Here is a 26,402-nt window from a genome sequence, read left to right as displayed (position 1 = left end):
ATGAAGGAAAAAATCCAATATTTTTTGGCGCTGGGTCTGATAAAATTTGCAAAATTCGCGCCGAAAAGCTTCATATTCGCATTTTTCGACAAGCTCGCACTTTTTGCATCGTGGAAGCTTAGCAGGCGCGTTAAAGTCGCGCAGGATAACCTTCGCGCCGCCTATCCGCAAAAAAGCGAAAGTGAGCTTCACGCTCTTGCGATCGAGAATTTTCGCAGTATCGCTAGGACGCTTACCGATACGCTTTTATTTTACAATGGCAGACTAAAATTTGATGATCTGATTTCAAACGGCGAGCAGGCGCTAGAGCGCGTCCGAAAGCTAAAAGGTGATAATCCGCACGGGATTTTATTTTTTACAGCGCATTTTGGAAATTGGGAAATTTTAGCCAATTTTTTCGGCGCCAACGGCTTTCCCGTCTCGGTAGTCGGGCGTCGCAGCGATAATGAGTTGATCGAAGAGCGGCTAGTGGCGCCGTTTCGTGAGCGCTACGGCAACGACCTCATTTACAAGGACGATGCGATGCGCAGGCTCGTGCAGGCGCTAAAGCAGGGGCGCAACGTAGGCATTCTGCCCGATCAAAAGCCGGGCCCTAAAAACAGCCTGATTACGACCTTTTTTGGACGGCAGTGCTACACCACGAAGACCATCGCGTCGCTTTATTTGAAATTTCGCCCCGTGCTGATCCCTATCTTTGCGCGGCGCGGCGCGGATAATCGCTATGAGATCGTGATCAAGGATTTCCCGCCGCTACCTGAGGGGCTAAATAAGGACAAAGCCGAGCTGTTTATCACGCAAAAGTGCAACGACATTTTCGAAGAGGTTGTGCGAACCGCGCCGCAGCAGTGGTTTTGGATACACAAACGATGGAAGATGGACTGATGGCGCGGCAAATTCTAAGAGGCGAGAGCAGAAACAGCGTCACGAGGAATTTATCCGCGCCGCAGAGCTCGCGCCTCTTTGCAAAAGAGCAAAGCGTCGTGAATTTAGGCGCCGTCGCGCGAGAAGGTAAAATTTTAAATCGCGAAAATTTTGTAGCGATCGCTGTCGTCGCGCGAGCAGGCAAAAATTTAGACCTCAAAAATTTCATATCGGTTTGCGGCAGCCCCTCTTGCGCTTTGCGGCGCGAAAATTTTAGAGGTAAAAATTTAAGATCCGACGCCTCAGATTGCGCGTGGCACGCAAGCACAGGATCGCTAAATTTTAATAGCGAAAGCTCCGCTGCAAATCCGCCCACCGCTAAAAATCCGTATCGAAAAGCACTCATCTTAAGCGACGGTCGCAAGGGGCACGAGAACCAAAGCATCGCATTTTGCGAGCTAAGAGGTCTTGAGTTTTGCATTTGCAAGATCGCTTACGCTAACAAGCTTCTTAAGCTTTGCTCCTACGCGCTTGATTTTTTCGGGCTTTATTTCAAAATTTTTAAGTGTGACCTCAGTGGGGGCGGCACGGCGGCGGACTGCAAAAATGGATCGAATTTAAATAGTTCCGCTCTAAACAGCTCCGTCGCGTCAGATAGTGCAAATTTAGATGCCGCGCCGAATGGCAGAAATTTAGACGCCTCGGCAGATCGCAATTTAAATTTCGCAGATTTCGATCTGTTCGTAGGCGCGGGCTCTACGACCTATTACGCGCTAAAATTTTACGCGCGCAGATACGCTAAGCCGAGTATAGCGCTAATGTATCCGAAGGGCTACCGCAAGGATTTTAGCGTCATCATCGCAGGCGCGCACGATCGCCCAAAGCCGCGCGCAAATCTTAAAATTTCGCCAGTCTCGCTTAGCTTTTCGCGCCCGCAGGGGCTGTACCGGCCGCAGCGCAAGGCGGTAGGATTTATCATCGGCGGGCCGAATTCCTGCTTTGAGATGGGGGATGAAATTTTAAAGCAGATCGAGGGCATAAGAGCGCAGTTTGCGGACTGCGAGTTTGCGCTAACGACCTCTCCGCGCACGCCGCGGGCTACCGAGGGCGCGCTAGAAAAGCTTGGCTGGGATTACAGCGTGATTTACGGCCGTGAGCCCGTAAATCCGATCGGCGATTTTTTGGCGCAGTGCGAGTGGGTCTTTATCAGCGAGGACAGCGTCTCGATGATAAGCGAGGCTGCATCTAACGGGAGTGCAAGCGTGGCTATTTTGAGCCTAAAGCGCAAAGTCGCTCATAATAAATTTGACGATTTTATAAGCGCTCTCGTTTCTACTGGGCATGCTAGGCGATATAGCGAGGGCGCGAAGCTGAAAAAGACTGCGAAGTACGATCTTAAGGCGTTTGTGAGGGAGATAAAAATATGAGGGTCGTGCAAATCCTGCCCGAGCTTAACGAAGGCGGCGTCGAGCGCGGCGTAGTCGAGCTAAATAGGGAGTTTGCGCGGCGCGGCATCGAAAATTTCGTTATCAGTAACGGCGGCAAATTGGCGCCAAAGATAGAAAAAGATGGCGGCGTGCACGTACAGCTCGACGTTTGCTCTAAAAATATCCTAAGCGTTGCGGCGCGCGTTTTAAAGCTGCGTAAAATTTTAAGCAGGATCGCTCCTGATATCGTGCATGTCCGCTCCCGCGTGCCGGCGTGGCTGGTTAAATTTGCTCGCCCCAAAGCAAAGATCGTAAGCACCGTGCATGGGATAAATTCCGTAAATTTCTACAGCAAAATCATGACGGATGCGGACGCGATTATCTGCCCTAGCGGCTATGCGCGCGATCACGTGGTGCGAAGCTACGGCGCGGATGCGGCCAAGATCACGATCATTCCGCGCGGCATCGATCTAGAAAAATTTAATCCCAAAAATTTAGACGAGCGCTTCATCGCGGAATTTAGACAGAATTTTAACCTCGCGCAGGATGATTTCGTCGTCTCAAGTATTGGGCGCATCACGCAGATTAAAGATTACAAAACCCTGATTCGCGCCGCGGCTTTGGCGAGCGAACAAAAGCTTAAAATTTTGATCGTAGGCGGCGTAAGAGCGGATCGCGACGAGTATTTTTCCGAGCTAAAATCGCTCGTAGAGGAGCTTGGCCTGGGCGAGCGCGTAATTTTTACGGGTTCGCAGAGCAAGGTAGCCGAGATTTACTCGCTCTCATCGGTCACAGTAAGCGCTTCGAGTAAGCCCGAGAGTTTCGGGCGCTCAATGGCTGAGGCGATCGCGTTAAATTGCCCGGTGATCGCGACCCGTCACGGCGGCGCGCTCGATATTATCAAAGAGGGCGAAAACGGTTATTTTTTTGACGTAGGCGACGCGCAGGCGCTGGCAGGCCTGTTTGCCCCCGCACGCGAGCTGAAATTTGACGGCTACGGCTACGTTTCGCAAAACTTCAGCCTAGAGCAGATGGTAGAAAAAACGATAAAGGTTTATGAGAGGTTAATATGAAAAAATTTTTTTACGAAAACGCGCCTAGCGGCTGGAGGATCACATTTTTAACGCTGCTGCTTCTTTGGTGCGCGTCGCTGTTTTTCAAAAACGCGGTCTATCAGATCTCCTTTGCGGCGCTAAATTTATTCTTTTTGGCGCATCTATTGTATTTTAAAAATTACGCAATTCTAAGCGAAATTTTTAAAAAAACGCGATTTATCGCGATCTGCTTCATCTTCGTCGTCGCGACGCTAGCGATCTCAAACATCCTAAACGAGGCTGTTATCTCAAAAAAAGCATGGCAGAGCACGCTATTTTTCATCCTTCGATACGGCACGATATTTTTGGCGCTTTGCTATTTTTATAAGCTTAAATTTTTTGATCAAAACGCCGTTTTTGCCTTTTTGTTCGTGGGGCTTGGAATTTTATCGGTGAGCGTGATCTATCAGTTTGCAAGTAGCAGCGACGCAATCGTCTTTTCAAGTGACTCTGTTCGCGGAGGTCTTAGCGGAGCGCTTTCGAACCGCAATATTTTAGGGCTTTTTATGGGCTTTGGGCTCTGCCTTAGCGCGGTGGCGATACGGCGGCCTTTATCGCTTAAATTTGCGGCTCTATTTTTGTTTGCATTTTTTATGATCTTTTCATTTTCCAGAGCGGCGTGGGTCGGCGCGTTCTGCGCGCTCGCGTTTTACGGCGCGCTAAATTTAAAGAGCCTAAACAAAAAATACCTGCTTTTCACGATAGGTTTCATCGCGATTTTTGCCGTTTTGCTTGTGCTTTCGCCGTCGTTTGAGCAAAGACTAGCAGCGCTATTTAGCGGCGACTCCTCGGGTAGAACCGTGATTTGGAGCTATATTTTAGAGATGGCGCAAGAAAAGCCTATCTTGGGCTACGGGCTGGGCTCATATATAAATTTGCCGGGCTCCCCGGTCCTTGAGCATCCTGAATATAACGCGCCGCACAATCTATTTTTAGAAATTTTACTTTATAGCGGCGCGCTGGGCCTCATATTTTACGGCGCGATCCTATTTAGCGTTTTTAAAGAGTGCGTTCAAAGCAGGCAGTTTGGGGTTCTTACGCTTATGATATATCTTTTGATAGATTGTCAGTTCGATCACGGCGCGTATCTATCGAAAGAAGCGCTAAGTCTGGCTACGATACTAAGCTTTTTGGCTTATCGCATGAGGATCGAGCGATGATCTACGCGGCGGTTTTGGCTTTTGCGGCGCTTTTTGCGTGGTTTAGCCTGCGCTTTGCGTGGTGGGCGAAGGATCTGCCTTACGAGTATCCGCGCGTGCTGATGTATCATATGATCCGCGAGCATCTGCCGAAGCGCGCCTCTAAATTTAACCGCCTGCGCGTGACCCCTGCCGCGTTTGAAAAACAGCTTGCGTGGCTGAAGCGAAACGGCTTTACGAGCTACACGCTAAGCGAGCTTACAAGCTTGGATAAAAAGCCCGCAAAGGCGGTTTGTATTACTTTCGACGACGGATACCGTGATAATCTCACGGGCGCTCTGCCGATACTTCAAAAATACGGCTTTAAGGCGACGATTTTCATCGTGAACCGGCGCTTTGACGGGGATTGGGCGACCGATAAGGATCTGAAAAAATCAAGCGACGAGCTAAATCGCGAGGAGATGCTAAGCGATGAGGAGGTCCGCGAGCTTTTGCAAAGCGGGCTCATCGAGATCGGCTCGCATACGCTCGATCACGCAAACTTGCCTAGCTTGGACGCGGCAGAGCAGCTGCGCCAGATGAGCGAATCAAAGCGCGAAATAGAGGCGAAATTTGACATCCCTTGCAGCGCCTTTGCCTATCCGTTCGGCTTTTACGACGAGATTAGCGTCCGCTGCGCGCGCGAGACGGGCTTTAGCTGTGCCGTTACGACGCAAAACGACGTGTTGCGCCCACACTACTCAAATTTTGAAATTCCGCGCATCATGGTTAGCGGCAGGCAGGGGCTTTTTAGCTTTATTTTGAAGATGAAGAAGGGCAGAAATAGATGAAAATCGCCTATCTTTGCTGCTCCAGATTTTACGGCGGCGTCGAAAAGATCGTGATCGACTCGCTAAATGAGCTTTGCAAAAGCGAGCAGGCGGCGCTAATCGTGCCCGCGCGATGCGAGTTTTTACAGCGCCTGGATGCGCGCGTGCAAATTTATCAGTACAAAAGCCGCGACAAACGCTACAATCCGTTTTTGTTCGCTGAAATTTATCGGTTTTTACGCTCGGGCGGATTTGAAATTTTACATTCGCACGGCGCCAAAGCCGCGCAGATTGGCTTTGTAATTGAAAAATTTTTAAATCTTAAGCTTGTCGCGACCAAGCACAACGACCGCAAAGCGCCCGTTTTCGATCGCGTGCAAAACGTCATCGCAGCCTCGCGCAAGGTCGCGACCACGATAAATCACGCTACGAAGGTGATATATTTCGGCATAGAGCCGCGGCGGGAGTTTGCAAATCGTGAAATTTGCGCGCTCTGCAAGGACACGGAGGGCGCCGCAAACATGGCGTCCAAGGAAACAAAGGGTGCGCGCGGCGACTCGACCGGCGTTGTGGGTGCATCGCAAAATATGACCGGCGTTGCATTTGCGTCGCAAGATACGCCTAGCGAGGCGCACGTGTCGCAAGATAGGGCTTTCGATGCGGACGCATCGCAAAATAAAACTGGCAGCGTATTCGTATCGCAACAGGGCGCAAACGCGGCGGCGGAAAATTTTAAATTTAGCATCGTCGCGGTCGGTAGGCTCGATAAGATCAAGGGTTTTGATCTTTTGATCCGCGCCGTAAGCGAGCTGAAATTTGATTTCGAGCTTAAAATTTACGGGCAGGGCGGCGAGAGGCAAAATTTGCAAAATTTAATCGATTCGCTAAAATTGCAGGACCGCGTGCGGCTATGCGGCTTTTGCGACGACGTTGCGGCAGCTCTTGCCGCGTCACACCTGCACGTCATCAGCTCGCGCAAGGAGGGCTTTCCGGTGATTTTGATCGAAGGTATTTTTTATTCGCCCGTGCTGATCTCTACCCGCGTGGGTGGAATTTCGGAAATTTTAAGCGAGGAGTTTTTGTGCGAGGCGGCGGATCTAGGCGTCAAAATCGATGAAATTTACCGCACTTACGGCAAATACGCCAGGGTTTTTGCGCAAAAACACGCCAAGTTCAAGCAAACTTTGACGCTGCAAAATTATATTAGCTCGCTTAAAAATTACTACGAGGAGCTGTTATGCAAAGCCTAAAGATCGTGCATTGCGGCATTTTTAACGAATACGACGACGGCAGTTTTTTCTACGGCATGGAGCGCAAGATTAGCCACGGCCTCGTTCGCGGCGGGCACTTCGTCTATGATTTCAGCTACCGCGATTGGGAACGGAGCCTGCGCTTTTGCGGGCTGAAAAATAGCGGGTTAGCTAAAATGAACGCCAAACTCGTGCGTATCTGCGAAAACATCGGCGCCGATCTGCTTCTAATCGGTAAAGGCGAAAAGATCGGTCTTAGCGCGCTGCGGACGATAAAATCGGCGCTTCCTAAGATCAAAATCGCGATTTGGTACGTCGATCATCTGCAAGAAAAACGGGAATTTTTCGAAAAATTAAGCTTCATCGACGTGTTTTTTTGGGCGAATGCGCTGAAGCTGCGTGATCTTTCTGCAAGATACGGTGCGAAATTCGCTTTTTTTCCAAACATCTCCGACGCGGCGTTTGATAGACGCCTAGACGCCGCTAAAACGACTGATGTGATCTACATAGCGCGCGATTATCAAGAGGACGTGAGGTATAAATTTGCGCTTTTGCTGCGCGATTTTTGCGAAAAAGAAGGGCTTGGGCTTAAAATTTTTGCGAGCCTCGGCGCGCCTGCCGTATTCGGCGATAAATTTCATCGCGAGATCGCGGCTGCGAAGATTGCGATAAATTTTAATCGCGACGACGAGCTTGAGTGCGCGCACGCTCGTAAATTGCTCGGCGCGAGCGACCGCATGGCGCAGTTTTTAGGATGCGGCGTCTGCACTTTTAGTCCCAAGATCGCGGGGTTTGAACGGCTTTACGAGGATGGCTCGGAGATAGTTTATTTTGATGATCCTGCGGATTGCTTTTCAAAGATCAAACACCTTCTTTCTAGCGGCGAATACGCGCGTATCGCGCGGCGCGGCAGAGCCAAGACGCTAAAGATCGCAAATGCCGCCCGAGTGGCAAAATTTATGCTTGAGACGATCTTTGAAGAGAGCTTCGGCACGGATCTAAAAAACATGGATGGCGGCAGCTGCGGTAAAGCAAGCGGCGAGGAATGCGGCAGTTCGCGAAAAGATGCGAGCGATAAAATTTGCGATGAGAAATGCAGCAGTGCGGACGGCGACAAAAAGTTCTTCGGTGCTCTAAACGGAAAAGATAAAAACGAGCGGAGTGATTTTTACAGCGAGGATTATGAATGGCGCGAGTTCGTCTATAAAAATGGAGAGAAATTCAGATGATTTATTTTGCGGCTTTTCTGATCTTTGCCGCCGCGGTGGGCGTTTCGCTGCGGTATAACTGGTGGCGGATCCCGCAGGGCTGGCATAAGGCGCGGGTGCTGATGTATCATAGCGTAGAGGAGCATAAGGGCGATAAATTCGACAAATGGCGGCTGAAGCCTGCCGATTTTGAAAGACAGATCGCGTGGCTTGCGAAAAACGGCTTTAAGAGCTTTAAGCTTAGCGAGCTTATCGCGCTAGAGCGGCTGCCTAAAAAGGCGGTTTGCATCACATTCGACGACGGGTTTGAAAATAATTTTACTAGCGCTTTTGAAATTTTGAAAAAATACGATTTCAAAGCGAGCATATTTTTGGTGCCGGACGCCGTGCAAAACGACTGGGAGCGCGCCAACACCGCTCATCTTGCGCGGATGCTGAGCGAGGAGCAAATTTTAAAAATGCAGGCAAGCGGGCTAGTTGAGTTCGGTGCGCATACGATGCACCACGTAAATTTAGACCTTACCTATGCGAGCGATCCGCAGCTCGCCGCAGATGAGATCATCGAATCCAAGGCTCGCGTAGCACGTATTTGCGGGCGGCCGTGCGAGGTGTTTGCCTACCCGTACGGTAAATTTAACGACGAAATTTTAAATATCGCTAGATCAAATTTTAAAGGCGCGGTGGTCGTCAAGCGCGGACTTTACGAGGCGGGCGACGACAAATACGCCGTAAAGCGTATCGGCATTTTGGGCACGGAAGGGTTTTTTGATTTTTGGCTGAAATTTACGAGGATAAGGAACAAACTATGATTAAAGCGTCCGTTTATGCGATAGTGATGAATGAGGAGCGCCACATCGAGCGTATGCTGCGTAGCGTGGCGGATTTTGCCGAGATCATAATCGTCGATAGCGGCAGCACCGATGCCACGCTGCAAATCGCGCGTAAATTTACCGATAAAATTTACCATCACGATTGGCAGGGCGAGGGGGTGCAGAAAAACTACGCATTTTCGCTATGTAGCAACGAATGGGTGCTCAATCTCGACGGCGACGAGGAGGTGAGCTTTGAACTAAAAGGCGAGATAGAGGAGTTTATGAGCCAGAGCGATTACTCGGCGCTGGATATTAAATTTCATGAATACTCGCTCGGGCGCAGATGCTCCGATCTCGTGCGCAAAAACACTCACATCCGCTTCTTTCGCAAGGAGTGCGGCGAGTATAAAAATATGGGGGTGCACGCGCAAATTTCGATCGTAAAGGGCGCGGTGAAAAAGAGCAAATTCTGCATTAATCACTTTAGCGAAAAGCCGATCGCCGAGCTCGTTATGAAAAACAACAACTACTCCACGCTGCGCGCACAGGGGGATTTTGAGAAGGGCAAGAAGCCGAGCCTTGCGAAGCTTTTGCTGATCTATCCGTTTGCGTTTTTTAAATCATACATTTTGCGCAGATCGCTTTTTGACGGGCGCAAGGGATTTATCACGGCAAACATTAACGCATTTTACGCGTTTTTAAAAGAGGCGAAACTTTACGAGAAGTATCTTAAAAAGGGCGAAGATTAATCGAAATGATAGAAAATTTTAGCTATCATACGGGCCTAAATTTAACGGCGAAAAGGGCGAAAAAATGGACAAAAAAGTAGTAGCGGCACATAAAATTTCAGACGAAGAATATGAAAAAATTTTAAAAATTTTAGGTCGCGAGCCGAATCTGCTCGAGCTTGGGATTTTTAGCGCGATGTGGAGCGAGCACTGCAGCTACAAATCGAGCAAAAAATACTTAAGCGACTTTCCGACCAAGGCGCCTTGGGTCATCCAGGGTCCAGGCGAAAACGCAGGCGTCATCGACATCGGCGGCGGCATGGCTGCGGTTTTTAAGATGGAAAGCCACAACCACCCTAGCTTCATAGAGCCTTTTCAGGGGGCTGCGACCGGCGTGGGCGGGATACTGCGTGATATCTTTACGATGGGCGCGCGCGTCGAAGCCAATATGAACTCGCTTCGCTTCGGCGAGGTGCTAGGAAGAAGCGAGAATGCGCGAAAACAGCGCTATCTGCTAAAAGGAGCAGTCGCAGGTATCGCTCACTACGGCAACTGCATGGGGATCCCTACGATAGGCGGCGAGACGACGTTCGACGCTAGCTTTGACGGCAACATTTTAGTTAATGCTTTTGCTTTGGGTATTGTTAAAAAGGATGAAATTTTCTACGGCAGGGCCGAAGGCGTGGGTAACAGCGTGATCTACGTGGGCTCTAAGACGGGTCGCGACGGGCTCGGAGGAGCCGTGATGGCGAGCGATAGCTTTAATGACGCAAACAAATCCCTGCGCCCGACCGTGCAGGTGGGCGATCCGTTCGCCGAAAAGCTGCTGATGGAGGCGTGCTTGGAGCTTTTTAAAACCGACTACGTCGTGGGTATCCAGGATATGGGTGCCGCGGGGCTTACTTCAAGCAGCTTTGAGATGGCTGGGCGCAGCGGCAGCGGCATGAGATTAAACTTAGACCGCGTACCGATGCGCGAGGAGGGGATGAGCCCGTATGAGCTGATGTTAAGCGAGAGCCAGGAGCGCATGCTGATCTGCGTCAAAAAGGGCTGCGAGGAGAAAATCAAAGAAATTTTTGCCAAATGGGATCTTGACGCCGCCGTAATCGGCGAGGTAACGGATAGCGGCAAGATGGAGCTTTTTTGGCACGGCGAGCTAGCGGGCGTTATCCCGATCGAGCCGCTTAGCGAAGCCGCACCCGTGCTGGATCGCCCGATAAAAGAGCCTGCATATATGGCGCAGATCGCTCAGCAAAATTTATGCGGCTGCGGCGCAAGCGAGCGCGAGTTGGACGCGGCGTTTGATAAAATTTTTGAGGACCCCGAAGTGCTAAATAAATCCTACATCTACGATCAATACGACGCCAACGTAGGGCTAAACTCCGCCAAGCGTCCCGGCATGCTGGGCGCTGCGGTGATGCGCGTTAAGCAAAACGGCGTAAAGCTCGCGATGGCTGCGGACTGCAACACGCGGATGAATTACGTCCATCCTCGCATAGGCGCGGCGCTCGCGGTAGCATCGGCGGGGCGAAAGGTCGCGATGAGCGGCGCGACGCCTCTAGCCATCACCGACTGCCTAAACTACGGCAATCCGCAAAATCCAGAGGTTATGTGGCAGTTCGCGCAGGGCTGCGAGGGGATCAAGCAAGCTTGCGCCGCGCTAAATACCCCCGTCGTAAGCGGCAACGTAAGCCTATATAACGAAACGGGCGGCGTTAGCATCCAGCCCACTCCCGCGATCGTATGCGTGGGCACGAACGAGGGCGAGATCATCCCTAGCGATTTTTGCGCTAGCGGCGTGAGCGTCTATCTGACGGGTGATACGAAGGGCGTTTTTGCGGGCTCGCTTTATATGAAAGCGGTAGAAAATCGCGTCGCAGGTAGCCTGCCTGAGTTAAGCTTAAAAGCAGAGCGCGCTCTGTGGGACTTCGCGATAGAAGCCGGCAAGAGCGGGATTTTGGAATTTGCAAACTCCGTAGGAATCGGCGGCGTGGCGATTACGCTAGCTAAAATGGCGTGCGTGGGCGGCATCGGCGGCGAGTTTGAGATGAGCTGCGACGATAGCAGAGATATTTTCGACGAGAGCTTTTCGCGCGCGATTTTCGGCGTCCGCGACGAGGCGAAATTTAAAGAGCTGGCCGCAAAATACGGGCTAAGCTTGATGCGACTAGGCGTCAGCGGCGGCGAAACGTTTCGCATAAATTCCGTCCGTAAAAATCTAAAGGCGCTAAAAGAAATTTACTTTGGCGAGTTTGCCAAGATCATAAAGAGCGAAGATTAACGCGTGCTTAGCCTCATATTTCTTTTAATCGCGCTGTATATTTTCGCGCAGATCGGCGGGGCTCTCGGCAACTCGGGCTATCGCGGCAAGGTGAAAATGCAGCTAGCAGAGGCTAAAATTTTGGTAGCGCTTCTGGCCAAGGTCGCCAAAAGCGACGGGCACGTAAGCGAGGCCGAAGCCGCGATGATAAGCGAAATTTTAGACGATTTGGTGCGCCAAATGGGCGCCGGCGAACGCGAACGCGAGGCGCTGAAGCTCGTTTATAAGCTCGAGAAAGAAAACCTCGCAAACGTGCGCGAGCTCGCCGAAAAATATAACCAAACCTATCGCCCGAGCCCGAGCCGCAAAACGGGGCTAATCTATTTCTTTTTAAATCTAGCCTACGTCGATCGCGGTTTTAGCGCGGCAGAGCGGCGCACGATCTCGCAGATCTGCGACGGGTTGGGCATTGCGGAGCATATCCAAAGCCAGATTTTCGCGACCTTTGAGCGCAGCTTTTACGGCACATATTACGAAAATGGCGGCGCGCAAAGCAGCTCCGCTTACGACGAATACGACGGCTATAGCACAAGAAGCGGTGGGTATTGGGACAAATACGGCGGCAGAAGCACGGGCGGCTACGGAAGCAATAGTTACGGCGGCGGCACCGGCTACGGATATGGCGGCACGGCGGGTTCGGGCTACGGAGGCTCGCAAAGTTCGAGCGGTTACGGCGGTGGATATTCTAGCGGTTCATACGGCGGGTATTCCGGTTCGGGCGGCGGCTATTCGGGCGGCTCGCAAGGCTCCGCCAAAAGCAAAAGAGATCCGTATGAAATTTTGGGGCTCTCCAAGGATGCTACGTTTAACGAGATCAAGAAAAAATATCGCGAACTCGTGAAAAAATACCATCCCGACATCCTGATGGGCAAGGGCGCGGACGAGGAGATCATCCAGGAGGGCACGAAGAAGCTTCAGGAGATCAACGAGGCGTATAAAATTTTAAAAGAGCGCTTCGGCGAGAAGTAGGGCGAGCAAATTTTAAAATTTGAGGGCGCAGAGCGTCTTGAAATTTTAAAATAGGATGGCGAGACGGCGGCAAGGTGCGGCGAAAGATTAGAATTTAAGGAGCAATAAATGAAAAATTTTATAATTTTTGCCGTTTTGGCGGCACTGCTTGGAGGATGCGCGATATTGCGTCCGGCTAAGAGCGATAAGGAGTTTAAATTTTACGACGGCAACAAAACCGTGATCTATAAATTTGCGGGCGAGGATCTGTACGAAAACGGCAGAAATTTAGGCTCCTATTCTATGGATAGAGGCGAGTTTAGGATGCTTGTGCTCGACGAGGCGGGCAAGTCTTACGGCAATAATTACAAGTCCGCGCTGAATGCTAAGCGGATGAAATTTTATCTTTTTAATGATGAAAGGGCTATGGTATTTAGCATTTGGCACAAAGATGGGATTTGCAGCGTCTATAACGCAGGCAGATATGTAAATTTCGACTATACTTCAAATATGTTCAAAGACGGCGATTGGCTTTATGCGGACGGCAAAATTTCAAAAAGCGAGAGCTCGGTGCAAAATATGAGTTCAAAAACGTTGAGTGCATATAAAAATATGAATTTTGAAAAAGCGATCGATCGCAAAGATACGAAATATATCGCGGAGGAGTTGGCTGTGGCTGGATTTTTCAAAAAGACGATCGACGGTCTTAAAACCATGATCTTAGACGATTTTTGCAGATAAACTTCGGGGGAGCTATGGATAAAATTAAAATTTTAGCGCTGCTTGCGGCGGTCGCGCTGCTTGCGGGTTGTATGAAGGTAAAGTATTCACAAGCCGAGCTGCATCCGGAAAATTCCGTGATGATGAGCTACGACGGGCAGACCGTCACCGAGTATAAAATTTCAGGCGGCGTGCTTTTAAAAGATGACGCAATCTTAGGAAGATATGAAGAGGAGGGCTCCAATCTCTATCTATTTACGGACGAAAGAGGAGTCGGCACAGCTAAGGATCAAATTTTGCAAAGAGCTCTAAATAAATTTACGATCTACGTTTTTACGCCCAATAAAGAGCTACGAATCGCCGAGTATTCCGCAAGCGGCGGCATTTGCAAGGCATTTGCGGAGGGCAAATTCGTAAACCTGACAGAGCACTTTAGCGGCTACGCTTCCTCCGCGCCGCTTTATTCATACTCGTTTTCGGCTTCGGTGTCGCAAAGCTCCAGCGCAAACGTGATCTCACGCTATGAATACGTGAGCTCAAGTCTAAAAAATAGTAGGGCGTTTTTGCAAAGCCCGCATACGGCTCTAGGCAATACGGTTAAAGAGAGCATCGAGTGGCACCAAGATAGATTGCGCGATATTTGTAAGTTAAAATTTTAAAACCAAACCAACACGAAAGGAAAACCATGGGATTTTTATCCAAAGACGAAGAGCCGCAGAAGCAGGGCGCCAAAAAGGCGGCGAAGCAACCGCCGATCTTGATGAAGCAAACGCAAGAGGTGATCACCAATATCGAGAAATATCTGGGCGCGCCACTGCTTACCTACTTCAATTCGGGCGCGGGCAGCGTCTGCGGCAACGACGCAATCAGTATCAACGACCACCTAAAGGGCAAGCATTTCGAAAAGCTTTACCTTTACATCAAATCTGACGGCGGCAGCGGCATAGCATCGCTTAAGATCGTCTCGATCCTGCGTAATCACTGCGACGAGCTGATCGCGCTAGTGCCTGCAAACTGCGCTTCGGCGGCTACGATGATGGCGCTTGGGGCAAATAAAATTTTAATGGGGCCGTTAGGATACCTAACGTCGGTCGATACCTCGCTGCGCCACGAGCTTTCGCCAGTTACAAACACAAACGATCAAGCCAACGTCTCGATGGACGAGCTAAGCCGCGTGGTGAAGCTTTGGAAAAATAACGAGCGCCCGAACGACGAGAACCCGTACAAGGAGCTTTACAAATATATCCATCCGCTCGTTTTCGGCGCCGTCGATCGCGCAAGCAGCCTGTCGCTTAAAATTTGCCGCGAAATTCTGCGCTACCACTTCGAAGATGAGCAAAAGATCGCCTTTATCAGCGACAAGCTAAACAGCGGCTATCCGTCGCACGACTATCCGATCTTATTCAGAGAGGCTAACGAGCTTGGGCTTCAGGTCGAGAAGATGGATACGCGCCTAAGCGAGATGCTTCAAATTTTAAACGAGCTCTACGCCGAGATGGGGCAGCGCACCTTCACCGACTTCGACGAGAACAACTACCACGACAACAACATCGCCAATATCATCGAAATTTTGGGATGTCAGATCTACTATCAGATCGACAAGGATTGGTTTTACCGCGAGGAGGAGAAGCGCTGGATCGTGCTAAACGACGAGAGCTCGTGGCGCAAAAACGAACTCGACGGCAAAAATATCAAAAACAGCATCTATTATATTTAGTGCGGTTTTTGGGTCTCGTGCCGCTTTAAATTTGCGGCTTGTAAAATTTAAAGCGGCGCGTAAAATTTAAACGAGCGCATAAATTTAAACAGGCGGCGCGAGCGGTTTTCTGCGAACGCGACGCGCTTGTTTATCAAACGGCGCAGTTTTAAATTTAATCGATTCGGCGGCATGTCCGCGGCTTTAAATTTAGCTCGGCGCCTTTAAATTTGCGGCGTACGATGCGGAATTTACCGCGCATAATTTAAATTTATCGCGCTTGTGCGTTTAGATTACGGCTCGCTTGATGCGCTTTAAATTTTACCGATTTTGCGGCGTGCGTGAAGTGCCGCGCGCCTTAAAATTTTAAAAGGGGAAAAATGAAAAATTTGATTTTAATCTTTTCTGGGTTTTTGCTTGTGGGCTGCTTCGCTACGCCTTCAAAGGCCGGGAGCGGCGACGCTTTGAAAATTTTCGACGGCAACCAAACGAAGGTCTATGAGGTGCGCGCGGATCAGGTGTATGAAAATGGCAAGCTGCTGGGAAAATATGAAAAGATAGGCGAGGCGGAGTTCGGCGTCGCGACCGACGGGCAGGGCGGCTCCTACGTCTATACCGACGATAGCGCGGTTAAAAGTAAAAATTTAAAGAGCTACAACAAATATCTTTTCGATCCAAGAAGCGGCGTGAAGGTGGTGAAGCTTTACCACGAGGGCGGCATTTGCGAGGCTTACAGATCGGGCTATTTGGTGGATATTACGATTTATCGAAGCGTTTACGACGGCGCGGCGTTCGTCAGCTCCTATAGCGCCAAGGTCTATATTTCGAACTCGCGCACACTAAGCAGCGATGAAAAATATGAATATCTAAGCCCCGCGCTTGCAAAAAATATGAGCGAGAAGCAGCGACAAACGGCGCTAATGGAGCTCGTGGGCGATGACGTGGCTGCGCTTATGGATGAGCTGGAAAATAGGATGTGCAAATAAATTTAAAATTTTAAAAAGCGGCAAAAGCAAGTGCAACCCGGCTTAGCGATAAAAGCTGCGCTGCGAAATTTTAAATTTAGCCGATTCGCACTTCTTGAAAATGGTAAAACGTTGGCTGTTCCTGTGCGAAATTTTAAATTTAGCCGATTCGCACAGCTCCTTGCGGCTAAATTTGCGCTGCGGTTTAAATTTACGTTTTGCGTCGTGGCTTTTAAATTTAGCCTCTGCAAGCGGCGCAGAATTTTAAAATTTGTGTCCGTGCAAGCAAAGCGGCGGCATTTGAGAAGCAAAATTAAAATTTGCGCGCGGTAAATGTGGTAAATTTAATAAATTTCGCTTTGCCGATTTCCGCTTCATAAATTTGGCAAAATTTTAGAATTTAAAGGGTTTTTGCGATGAAATTTTTTATCTCGTCTCTGTTTTTGGCTCTGTCGCTGCTCGGCTGCGCGAGCAAAAACTCGCCCGAAACCGATAAAACCTACGTTCTTTCAAGCGAGCTTGGGGATACGAAATACGCTTTTTACGGCGAAAATCTCTACGAAAACGGCGCGATTTTAGGCCCTTACGAAACGCGAGGCGATGCGAAGCTTGCGATTTTAGGCGGTAGCGGCGCAAATTTAGACAAAAATGCAAAGCTCATAAAACTATATTTTTTCGAGCGCAGATACGGCGCGATCTACGCTGTAAGCCACAAAAACGGGGTCTGCGCCGAGTACAATAAGGGAAATTTCGTAGATTTTCAAATTTTATTTAATATTTTTCAAAGCAAAGAGTGGTTTAATTATAGCGGCGGTATCTCTGCGGGCGGCGAGAGGCTAAAAGAGCTGAGTTCGGCGCGCATGGCGAAATTTAAAGACGCAAAGCTCGGCGCGGCGGATGAAAAGATGAGGCGCGAGTATCAAAAGGCTCGCCGCGAGGCGATTTTGTATTTTCAGCTTAACGCAAACGACATGCGCGAGCTGATTTTTAAAAAACTATGCGAATAAATTAAAAGGAGAAAAGATGAGAGCGTTAATCAGCGTCAGCGATAAAGAGGGCGTCGTAGAGTTTGCCAAAGGGCTTGAGCAGCTCGGATTTGAAATTTTAAGTACGGGCGGCACGTTTAAGCTTTTGCGCGAAAATGGCGTCGCGGTGCTCGAGGTTAGCGAGTACTCGGGCTCGCCCGAGATGTTTGAGGGGCGGGTTAAGACCCTGCATCCAAAGATCCACGGCGGAATTTTATATAAGAGAAACGACGCAAATCACGTAAGCCAAGCCGAGCAACACGACATCGGCGGCATCGATCTCGTGTGCGTAAATTTATATCCTTTTAAAGCGACCGTAGCCCGCACCGACGATTTTTCCCAGATCATCGAAAACATCGACATCGGCGGCCCCGCGATGGTTCGAAGCGCGGCTAAGAATTTTGCTAGCGTCTATGTCGTTACTAGCCCGCTTGATTACGACGCGGTTTTGCAAAATTTAAGCAGCGCGGACGAGAGCGAGAAGCTGAAATTTAGGCAAAATTTAATGATAAAAGCTTACGAACACACCGCAGCTTACGACGCGATGATCGCAAACTATATGAACGAGCGCTTTAACGGCGGCTTCGGCGCGAAAAAATTTATCACGGGCAGCAAGGTTTTTGATACTCGCTACGGCGAAAATCCGCACCAAAAGGGCGCACTGTACGAGTTCGAAGACTTTTTTAGCAACCATTTTAAAAGCCTAAAGGGCGAGGCGAGCTTTAATAATATGACCGATATGCACGGCGCGCTGATGCTCGCTAGCAGCTTTGGGGAGGCGCCTGCGGTAGCGATCTGCAAGCACGCCAATCCATGTGGCTTTGCCGTGAAGGGAAGCCTGCTTGAAAGCTACGTAGAGGCGCTAAAATGCGACCCCGTAAGCGCATACGGCGGCGTCGTGGCGATAAACGGCGTTTTGGACGAGGAGCTAGCGCATAAAATCAATGAAATTTTTGTCGAAGTTATCCTAGCTGCTCGCGTTACGCCCGCGGCGCTTGCGGTATTTGAAAAGAAAAAGCGCATCAAAATTTTCGAGCAGGGCGGAGAGTTTTTAATTCGCGAAAACGACAAGTATGATTTTAAATTCATTGACGGCGGCTTCGTATATCAGCAGCGCGACTACGTTGGCGCGGACGAGGTCGCAAACGCCCGCTGCGTCACCAAGCGCGCGGCTAGCGAGAGCGAGCTTGATGACCTAAAAATTGCGTGGCAGATCGCCGCACTTACGAAGAGCAACTGCGTGGTTTACGTCAAAAATCGCGCGATGGTCGCGATCGGCATGGGTATGACGAGCCGCGTGGACGCCGCACGCGCGGCAGTGGCGAAGGCTCGCGACGTGGGCGTCGATCTGCGCGGCTGCGCGCTTGCCAGCGAGGCGTTTTTCCCGTTTAAAGACAGCATCGAGATCGCCCATGCCGCGGGCGTCGCGGCGGTAGTGCAGCCAGGCGGCAGCATCCGCGACGATGAGGTGATCGCAAGCGCCGACGAGTTTGGTATGGCGATGTATTTTACGGGGGTGCGCCACTTTTTGCACTAAATTTTGCTCGCCTGCAGTGAGGCGGATTTATTGTGCTGGCTTCGTAACTTTTTATGCCGTTGCGAATCTTGAAAACCGCGCCGGAGCGGATCTCATTGCTCGTTTTGTAGAGGGCACGGTACTGATCAATGGTGCTTTGTTGCGCGCCAATGCGGTGCGGACCCGGTTGCCTTCGCTACGAAGCCGTGTGCGATGTAAATGGCTGCGCTCCGCTACGTGGTGGAGGCAGTGCGAATCTGACTGTTCGCGCTTCGTTATACTACTGCACGGCGCGGGTTTAGCTGCGCGACATACCGCTTTGTGTCGGTGCGGCGTAATCTAAATTTAATCATTCGCCGCTCCTGAATGGTCGCGAAATTTTATCTAGCGGCCGCGGCGCGAAAATTTTAAATTTAATCGCGCACGCAGCGGATGGGTTCGCGCCTCGCCGTCGTATAGCGGCGCACAAATTTTATCTTGCGGCGCGAAAATTTCATGGCGCTTATTTTGCGTTGAAATTTCGGCGCCGTTTCGCAGCAGATACGGAGCGGAGTATAAATTTTTAAGGCGGCGCCTCGTCGCGATCGGTGCGCCGTATAGATAAATTTTAATCGCGCGACAAGCGGATGGACGCCGTACCGCAACCTAAGCGGCGCGTAGAAAATTTAGCCGCGCGGTGGATAAGTGCCGTGCCGCAACCTAAGCGGTGCGTAGATAAAATTTAATCGCGTAGTAGAGTAGCGGGCGCAGCGCAAAGCTTCCGTCCCGCGAGCAGTCCGTGCCCTCGCAAAACGGCGCCTGCGGTAGAATTCGGCCGCGTCGTAAAACTCGCAAAGGCGCTAAATTAGGCTCAAGCCACGGTTACGCGGCGGTAAAATTTTGATCTCCACGACGGTAGCAAAATCTAGCCGCGAGGCGCGACAATAAAATTTCGCGCCGCAATAGGGCGTATCGAAATCTCTAAAATCCCCACGTAAGCTGCGATGAATGGATAAATTTCACGTGAGCCGTAGCGCAGGCGAATGGACGGCGCAAGGGTCTCGCTCGTAAAAGGGACAAATTTCATCGTAGCGTGAGGGCGATGAAATTCTAACCCTGCAGCGGTAGCAAAATTTTAATTCTTGTCGCGGCGATCAAATCCAACCGCTTGCCGCGCTAGCGAAATCAGCCCCCTGCTGAAGCGGTAAAATTTTAATCTTGGCGGCGGCGGTAAAATTTTTGCCTTCGTTCTAGCGATAGAATTTTAACCGCTTACGAGGAGGTAAAATTCCGATGCTGCAGCGCGCCTCGAGGATAAGATAAAATTTTGATCTTGCGCCGCCGCAACGATAAAATTCTAATTCTGCGGCGACGGCGAGCCAAAAGCCCCGATCCTGCGGCGATAAAATTTGAGTAGCGATCCGCCGTAAGCGATAAAATTTCTCTCTTTCACTCTCGCTTCATTTAGAGATTGTAAAATTGCGCAAAATTCAAAACGAAAGGATCAAAATGAAAATTTCTAAAGTTTTAATCTGCCTCTTTGTTTTGGCGGCGGGTTATTTAGTCGCGCTCAATGCCGCAGGCGGCGGTAGCTCGGCGGACGCAAATTTTAAAGTTAAAGGAGGCGGCGTGAACGCAAACGTAAAAGAAATTTATCTAGCAGGCGGCTGCTTCTGGGGCATGGAGGCGTATTACAAACAGCTCGACGGCATAGTCGCGACGCAGGTAGGCTACGCCAACGGCAAGAGCGATAAAGCAAGCTACGAGGGCTTACATAGCAGCGATCATGCCGAGACGCTACACTTAAAATACGACGCCAACGTCATCAGCGAGCCTGAAATTTTGGCGCATTATTTCCGCATCATCGATCCGTTCTCGATCGACAAGCAAGGTAACGACCGCGGTCGCCAATACCGCACGGGCATCTACTATACCGATGAAGCGAGCGGCGAGACGGCGCGTAAATTCGTAGCCTTTAAGCAGAGCAAATATGATGAAAAGATAGCGGTCGAGGTTATGCCGCTTAAAAACTACGTCAAGGCGGAGGATTACCACCAAGACTATCTAGATAAGAACCCGGGCGGCTACTGCCATATCGATCTGCGCCTAGCCAAAAAGCCGCTTTACGATGACAAAGCCTTCAAAGCGCAGAGCAAAGAGGAGCTTAAAAGAACTCTGAGCGACCTGCAATACAGCGTCACGCAGGAAAAAGATACCGAGCAGCCGTTTTCTAGCGAATACGACAAGAATTATAAAAAGGGCATCTACGTCGACATCGTGTCGAAAAAGCCGCTCTTTTCCTCTACTGATAAATATAACTCCGGCACCGGTTGGCCGAGCTTTTCAAAGCCGATAACGACCGATGCGATCGCCTATGCGCGAGACGATAGCCACGGTATGCAACGCATCGAGATCTCCAGTCGCGTAGGAGGCAGCCATTTAGGACACGTCTTTGAGGACGGACCGAGGGATAAAGGCGGTATGAGATACTGCATCAACGGCGCTAGCTTGGAATTTATACCGCTTGAGGAGATGGATGCGCGCGGCTACGGGGATTATAAAATTTACGTAGAATAATGTGGGCTAGGGCTTTGGCTCGGCGATCGGTTCGGCGGTCAGTCGGTTAGTTTTATACGGCTCGGCTGCCGATCGGTCGGCGGTATATCGGTTCGGCGGTCAGTCGTTTTGTAACTCGGGCGCGCTCTCCTCTAGTCTGCGGCCACTGCTTTTGACGATCGGTCGGTTTTATACGGCTCCCTATCGATAAATTCGGCGGCTAGTCGGTTTATTTTACAATCATATCAATAGCTAGCTTACGGCCATTTCATCGATCGATTTGACGGCTACGGATGGAATTTTAAAATTCCAAATACGATAAAATTTAGCGGTAGTGGAATTTTAAAAATTTATCGATACGGAATTTCATGCGGCGCGAGCCGCTAAATAAAAATGTGCGGACGCAGTCCGCTCCGCTAGCGTCGTCGGAGGTTAGGTGAGGTTTGAGGCGGGAAGGGGAGCGACCTCGCAATTAGGGCCCCCTCCCGCCCCGATAGAAACGGAAATTACGGCATAAAATTCGCAAGTCGTGAATTTGGAGATAAAATTTTGAAATTTTATTTTTTAAGACGCGGAAGCGGTGCATGCTTAGCAAGAGATGCGGCGTAAAATTTGAAATTCTGTAACGAAAACGGCGTCTATGCAATGCCCGCTCTGCATCCGCGTCGCAAATTTTAAATTTAGGATAAAATTTTGATGACGAGCCCCGCGCAAAATAGAAAAATCCCCGCAGATCACTAAAAACGGCGCGATTATCGCATAGTGGATGATGAGCTCGAAGAAATTGTAGATTATGTGCTTGCTTTTGGGCTCTTTAAATTTTAATTCTAGCGGCTCGTTCGAATCAAACGGCGTATTGGATCGCAAGATGTGCTTTGGATTAAACATCCAGCGCACAAAGTCTATTTTATTGCGCTGCATATGGTCTTTGCCGATCCCGCATACGCCGTTTATATAACATACAAAGCCAAAGCCACCGAAAAACAAAATGAGCCCGATGTCGATCAGCTTATCCGCCATAGCAATCTTTCCTTTGCTTTTTAAATTTAGAAATTTAGCCCGCCGTATTTGCTCTCGCCGTTTGCCTATTGAAATTCTAATTTCGCGGGATTGCACTCTTTGTCGGCCTTGCAATCTTGCAATTTTTTGATGATTTTATTGAAATGTTCTTTATCATACGCCAAATCTCGCGTCATCGTCATATATTTTATTACCTCTTCTATGTCTAAATCATAGTAAAAATGAGCTCCTGCACAAAGTAAGCAAAAATCTTCTATTTTGCCCACTTCGCAAGCTCTTATTAATCGTTTTAATCCAATTGACGGTCTATTTGTTCTAAATAGAATTTCACTGGATAAACCGCACGCCAAGGAATTTTCAATTTGATCCTTTTCAAAGCAACTCCTATCCGCAATATTTAATAAATTTTGACAAGCGCTATATTTTCCATCGCCGAAACCGCACTCCTTTATAAGTCGTGAAATTTCCAATGAATAAATTTTATCGCAATAGTCATAGATATGGGAAGGTAGGCAGCGACCGACTGCATTCGCGTATTCTTTTGCGGACAGCTTAAAAAACTTATCGCTTAAAATTTTAACTTCCGCCGAATTTTGCCCTTGTGCCTCGTTTGGCTCCGTATCTTGCATCGCAAAAGCAGCCCCGCTAAAACCGAGCCACAGCACAAACGCCAAAAATACTTGCTTCATTTTTTCTCCTTCGTTCATTTTATTATTCGCTTATGATACCTAAAAAGCGACAAATTTTATTTATTTTGCGTGGGATTTGGGCTGCAAAGTTGTAAAATTTTTAGGATATTTTAAATTTGACTTGCGGAATTTTAAGTAAGATAAATTTTAAATTCCAAGATGCGAGCAGAATCCTTAGTTAAATTTCGGCACGATACCGCGACACAAGGTAAATTTGAGTAGGCTAAAATTCTTGCACGTTGGAATTTAAACGAAAAACTGGGCGTCGCGATTGGGCAAACACAAAAATGCGAAGCTAAAATTTATCGCATGTCGAAATTTAAACCGCCTTTTTGGCTAAATTTAAGCTAAAAACGCTATAATCCCGTTTTCTTTTTATTCGTGCGCTCGTAGCTCAGCTGGATAGAGCATTTGATTGCGGTTCAAAAGGTCGGGGATTCGAATTCCTCCGGGCGCACCATCTACAAATATCTTTTTAAACCGAGCTTCGCTATAATCCGTGAAATTTTAATCTTGGAGCAAAAATGAGAGCATTCGCCGAATGGGAAGAGCAAGAGGCGCTTTTGGTGTCTTTGCCGCACGCGCTCACCGACTGGGCGCCGTATTTAGGCGAGATACGGGCGGCTTATCGCGACTTTATCGCCGCTGCAGCGAGGTTTGAGCCTGTCGTCGCGATCGCGCCGAACCGCGAGGATTTTGAGCAAATTTGCAGCGGCTTAGCAAACGCGAGCTTCGTGCAAATCGATACCGACGATACGTGGATCCGCGATTACGGCGCGATCGACGTAGAGGAGGGCGGTAAAATCACGGGGCTAAATTTTCGTTTCAACGCCTGGGGCGGCAAGTTTGCAAGCGCCAAGGACGACGCGTTAAATTCTAAGCTTTACGCCGCGAGCGCCCGTCCGCTGAGAGACGTGGATCTGATCTTAGAAGGCGGCAGCGTCGATTTTGACGGCGCGGGCACGATGCTAACTACTAGCGCGTGTTTGCTAAACGAAAATCGCAACTCTCTAAGCAAGGCGGAGCTGGACGCGCGGCTGCGTGAAATTTTCGGGCTAAAAAAGATAATCTGGCTGGGACGCGGCTTCATAAAAGGCGACGATACCGACAGCCACGTCGATACTCTCGCGCGTTTTCTAAACCCGCGCGTTGTGGCGATAAGCTCGTGCGACGATCCGAGCGATCTGCACTATGCGGAGCTTAGCGCGATGAAAGATGAAATTTCATCGCTCGGATACGACGTGATCGAACTGTCGATTCCGCGCGCGATCTTTTATCAGGGGCGCAGGCTGCCCGCGACGTATGCAAATTTCGTCTTTTTAAACGGCGCGCTCATCGTGCCTACCTACGCAGACCCCGCAGATCCGCACGATCCAAACCGCGCGGCGGACGAGTTGGCGCTGTCGCGTCTGCGTGCGGCGTGTGCGGATCGCGAAATAGTGGGAGTAAACGCGCGCGTTTTCATCCGTCAAAACGGCTCGCTGCACTGTTCGTGCATGAATAAATTCAGGCTTTAAATTTAGATCGAAGGAAAAATATGAAAATTTTAAAAGTTGGGCTGATTTCGCATAAATTTGAAGGCACTAAAGCGCGCACGATAGCGCGTAGTATCGAGCTCATCGCGCGCGCGGCGGCGAAGGGTGCGCGGCTAATCGTTTTGCAAGAGCTTCATCAGACGCATTATTTTTGCCAGCGCGAAAATACCGAAAATTTCGACTATGCGCAGGATTTCGAGCGCGATTTGCGGCTGTGGAGCGAGGTAGCGAAGAGATTTGGCGTCGTGCTGGTAAGCTCGCTTTTCGAGCGCCGCGCCGCAGGGTTGTATCACAACATCGCCGTAGTCTTCGAGCGCGACGGCTCTATCGCGGGGCGGTACCGCAAGATGCATATCCCCGACGATCCGCAGTTTTACGAAAAATTTTATTTCACGCCGGGCGATCTGGGCTTTGAGCCCATAGATACGAGCGTGGGACGGCTCGGCGTGCTCGTGTGCTGGGATCAGTGGTATCCCGAGGCGGCGCGCGCGATGGCGCTACACGGTGCCGAGCTACTCATATATCCGACTGCGATCGGGTGGTTCGACGGCGACGGCGAGGACGAAAAGGCGCGCCAGCTAGAGGCCTGGGTCGCGGTACAGCGCGGGCATGCGGTGGCAAACTCTCTGCCCGTAATCGCCGTAAATCGCGTGGGCTTTGAGAGCGCCGCGCTTAGCGAAGTCTCGCCGGATGAAATTTTATCCGGGAGCGAAGCAAATTTGAATGTGCGCGATAAAATTTCGCGCTCCGCGGATGCGAGCGGCGAGAGTAAAATTTTAAACGAGAGCGGAATTCTATCTTTTAATAACGTGGCGCTAACGGATAACGGTAAAATGGCGATCGGCGGCGAAATTTTGCCCGCGAAGGATGAGGCGGCGCGAGAGAATTTAAAAATTTCGATAGAGATCAAATTTAACGGCGAAACTTTAGAGGTGCTGCCGAATAAACAGCGCGTAGATCAGCTTGTCAGCGAAGAAGGGATTAGATTTTGGGGCAATAGCTTTGTTTTTGGCGCGCAGGGCGAGCAGTTGTTTCGCGCAAACAGCACCGACGAGCTATGCGAAGTCGTAACCATCGATATGCAAAGATGCGAAAACGTGCGCCGCTGGTGGCCGTTTTTGCGCGATAGACGCGTGGGAGAGTATGGAATTCTTACGAAGAGATACGGGCTGTAGCATCCTGTATCTCGAATAAACATATGGTTTATCGCGTGATGCACGAGAATCAAAGCAAATGATTTTTATGGTATCAATGTGCAGAGGCGCCACTACAATACATTAATAGACAAATGGATTTAAAATTTTGATTTTACAATGCCCGTAAAATCGGACTTTGTAAATAAATTGTAAAAAATTTGCTAAAAACTATTGACAATTTTTAAATTTTTCTCTATAATTCCGCCAAGTTTCGCATATAGGTATGCGGGATGAATTTTATTTAAGGAGTAAACCATGAAAAAAGGTTTTACTATGATTGAGTTGATCTTCGTTATCGTTATTTTAGGTATTTTGGCAGCTGTTGCTATTCCAAGACTTGCAGCTACTCGTGATGATGCTGAGGTTTCTAAGGCAGCTACAAATGTCCAGACACTTATAACTGATCTAGGTTCTTACTATACATCTCAAGGAAGATTCGCAGGTACTGCTGCAGCTGCTACTGTTAGTATGACCAATGTACCAAATCCTATTAGAGTAAAAAATCAGACTTGCTTAGAAGTTACGGGTTATGATAATAATCTAGGTGAAGCTACTATGAGTGTAATTGATACTGCTGGTACACTATGTGCACGAGTATGGGCTATGCCTGGCGTATCGCAAGTTGCAGCAACTATCCGAAGTACTAATGGAAATAAAACTGCAAATACTTATAAATTCGGCGGTCAAGGCGTTCAATACGAATAATAGATTATCTTGATAATCTTATTATTCTGCCCTAGCTTCGGCTAGGGCTTTTTTATTTGTAAATTTAATAATCTATTTTTTTATAATTTTTAAAAATTTTAATAACTATTTTGGGTTGTGTATAATTCTATCTAACATATGATTGTTTAGATAATTTTGCAAAATAAATATTAACGTTTTATTGTTATTAGACTTGACTTATAA

23 protein-coding genes and 1 tRNA gene are annotated in these 26,402 nt (G+C 49.2%); 22 read left to right on the top strand and 2 right to left on the bottom strand.

Translation table 11 applies throughout. The features are described 5' to 3' along the window. From Q0274_RS05545 to msrB, 18 genes are all read left to right on the top strand, one after another. Complete coding sequence (locus Q0274_RS05545) at positions 1–882, top strand: lysophospholipid acyltransferase family protein (RefSeq protein ID WP_298028266.1); 882 nt, start codon at positions 1–3, stop codon at positions 880–882. Beyond that, on the top strand, positions 852–2,288 hold the full coding sequence (locus Q0274_RS05540; RefSeq protein WP_298028265.1) for an ELM1/GtrOC1 family putative glycosyltransferase: 1,437 nt from the start codon (positions 852–854) through the stop codon (positions 2,286–2,288). The genes Q0274_RS05545 and Q0274_RS05540 overlap by 31 nt, the downstream gene beginning before the upstream one ends. Continuing rightward, a complete protein-coding gene (locus Q0274_RS05535; protein WP_298028264.1) occupies positions 2,285–3,361 on the top strand; it encodes a glycosyltransferase family 4 protein in 1,077 nt (358 codons plus the stop codon). Before Q0274_RS05540 ends, Q0274_RS05535 begins: the two co-directional genes overlap by 4 nt. Next, entirely contained in the window at positions 3,358–4,542 is a 1,185-nt protein-coding gene (locus Q0274_RS05530) for an O-antigen ligase family protein (protein WP_298028263.1), read from the top strand. The genes Q0274_RS05535 and Q0274_RS05530 overlap by 4 nt, the downstream gene beginning before the upstream one ends. Beyond that, entirely contained in the window at positions 4,539–5,351 is an 813-nt protein-coding gene (locus tag Q0274_RS05525; RefSeq protein WP_298028262.1) for a polysaccharide deacetylase family protein, read from the top strand. The genes Q0274_RS05530 and Q0274_RS05525 overlap by 4 nt, the downstream gene beginning before the upstream one ends. Further along, entirely contained in the window at positions 5,348–6,580 is a 1,233-nt protein-coding gene (locus Q0274_RS05520; protein ID WP_298028261.1) for a glycosyltransferase, read from the top strand. Before Q0274_RS05525 ends, Q0274_RS05520 begins: the two co-directional genes overlap by 4 nt. After that, positions 6,568–7,809, top strand: a complete 1,242-nt coding sequence (locus Q0274_RS05515; RefSeq protein ID WP_298028260.1) for a glycosyltransferase — start codon at positions 6,568–6,570, stop codon at positions 7,807–7,809. Before Q0274_RS05520 ends, Q0274_RS05515 begins: the two co-directional genes overlap by 13 nt. After that, the gene (locus tag Q0274_RS05510) at positions 7,806–8,597 is read left to right on the top strand and encodes a polysaccharide deacetylase family protein (RefSeq protein WP_298028259.1); all 792 of its coding nucleotides are present in this window, start codon (positions 7,806–7,808) and stop codon (positions 8,595–8,597) included. Before Q0274_RS05515 ends, Q0274_RS05510 begins: the two co-directional genes overlap by 4 nt. After that, complete coding sequence (locus tag Q0274_RS05505; protein WP_298028258.1) at positions 8,594–9,349, top strand: glycosyltransferase family 2 protein; 756 nt, start codon at positions 8,594–8,596, stop codon at positions 9,347–9,349. The genes Q0274_RS05510 and Q0274_RS05505 overlap by 4 nt, the downstream gene beginning before the upstream one ends. Before the next feature lie 64 nt (positions 9,350–9,413). Next, positions 9,414–11,609: a phosphoribosylformylglycinamidine synthase subunit PurL gene (gene purL / locus Q0274_RS05500; RefSeq protein ID WP_298028257.1), complete on the top strand. Its 2,196-nt coding sequence runs from the start codon at positions 9,414–9,416 to the stop codon at positions 11,607–11,609. 3 nt (positions 11,610–11,612) lie between these two features. After that, positions 11,613–12,617 (top strand): DnaJ domain-containing protein, encoded by a 1,005-nt coding sequence (locus Q0274_RS05495; RefSeq protein ID WP_298028256.1) that lies wholly within the window; start codon positions 11,613–11,615, stop codon positions 12,615–12,617. A gap of 108 nt (positions 12,618–12,725) precedes the next feature. Next, complete coding sequence (locus Q0274_RS05490) at positions 12,726–13,337, top strand: hypothetical protein (protein WP_298028255.1); 612 nt, start codon at positions 12,726–12,728, stop codon at positions 13,335–13,337. 14 nt (positions 13,338–13,351) lie between these two features. Further along, a complete protein-coding gene (locus Q0274_RS05485; protein WP_298028254.1) occupies positions 13,352–13,975 on the top strand; it encodes a hypothetical protein in 624 nt (207 codons plus the stop codon). Between the two features lie 26 nt (positions 13,976–14,001). Further along, positions 14,002–15,033 (top strand): hypothetical protein, encoded by a 1,032-nt coding sequence (locus Q0274_RS05480; protein ID WP_297894394.1) that lies wholly within the window; start codon positions 14,002–14,004, stop codon positions 15,031–15,033. 359 nt (positions 15,034–15,392) lie between these two features. Further along, positions 15,393–15,998, top strand: a complete 606-nt coding sequence (locus Q0274_RS05475; RefSeq protein ID WP_298028253.1) for a hypothetical protein — start codon at positions 15,393–15,395, stop codon at positions 15,996–15,998. Positions 15,999–16,393: 395 nt separating this feature from the next. Further along, a complete protein-coding gene (locus Q0274_RS05470) occupies positions 16,394–16,984 on the top strand; it encodes a hypothetical protein (protein WP_298028252.1) in 591 nt (196 codons plus the stop codon). Positions 16,985–17,000: 16 nt separating this feature from the next. Beyond that, a complete protein-coding gene (gene purH / locus Q0274_RS05465) occupies positions 17,001–18,539 on the top strand; it encodes a bifunctional phosphoribosylaminoimidazolecarboxamide formyltransferase/IMP cyclohydrolase (RefSeq protein ID WP_298028251.1) in 1,539 nt (512 codons plus the stop codon). A gap of 1,467 nt (positions 18,540–20,006) precedes the next feature. Next, a complete protein-coding gene (gene msrB, locus Q0274_RS05460; protein ID WP_298028250.1) occupies positions 20,007–21,074 on the top strand; it encodes a peptide-methionine (R)-S-oxide reductase MsrB in 1,068 nt (355 codons plus the stop codon). Positions 21,075–21,641: 567 nt separating this feature from the next. Here msrB and Q0274_RS05455 read toward each other — a convergent pair. After that, the gene (locus tag Q0274_RS05455) at positions 21,642–22,073 is read right to left on the bottom strand and encodes a hypothetical protein (RefSeq protein ID WP_298028249.1); all 432 of its coding nucleotides are present in this window, start codon (positions 22,071–22,073) and stop codon (positions 21,642–21,644) included. A gap of 65 nt (positions 22,074–22,138) precedes the next feature. Then, positions 22,139–22,762 carry a hypothetical protein gene (locus Q0274_RS05450; protein WP_298028248.1) on the bottom strand — a complete coding sequence of 208 codons (624 nt, stop codon included), beginning with the start codon at positions 22,760–22,762 and terminating at the stop codon, positions 22,139–22,141. 383 nt (positions 22,763–23,145) lie between these two features. On the opposite strand from Q0274_RS05450, the gene Q0274_RS05445 reads away from it, so the two are divergent. From Q0274_RS05445 to Q0274_RS05430, 4 genes are all read left to right on the top strand, one after another. Then, positions 23,146–23,222, top strand: a tRNA-Arg gene (locus Q0274_RS05445). 64 nt (positions 23,223–23,286) lie between these two features. After that, positions 23,287–24,279, top strand: a complete 993-nt coding sequence (locus Q0274_RS05440; RefSeq protein WP_298028247.1) for an agmatine deiminase family protein — start codon at positions 23,287–23,289, stop codon at positions 24,277–24,279. Between the two features lie 20 nt (positions 24,280–24,299). Continuing rightward, complete coding sequence (locus Q0274_RS05435) at positions 24,300–25,472, top strand: carbon-nitrogen hydrolase (RefSeq protein ID WP_298028246.1); 1,173 nt, start codon at positions 24,300–24,302, stop codon at positions 25,470–25,472. A gap of 276 nt (positions 25,473–25,748) precedes the next feature. Then, complete coding sequence (locus tag Q0274_RS05430; RefSeq protein WP_298028245.1) at positions 25,749–26,198, top strand: type II secretion system protein; 450 nt, start codon at positions 25,749–25,751, stop codon at positions 26,196–26,198. The last annotated feature ends 204 nt before the right edge of the window (positions 26,199–26,402 follow it).

The organism is uncultured Campylobacter sp. (assembly GCF_937973075.1).
GTDB lineage: Bacteria > Campylobacterota > Campylobacteria > Campylobacterales > Campylobacteraceae > Campylobacter_B.
This window is presented reverse-complemented; position numbering and strand designations above follow the sequence as displayed.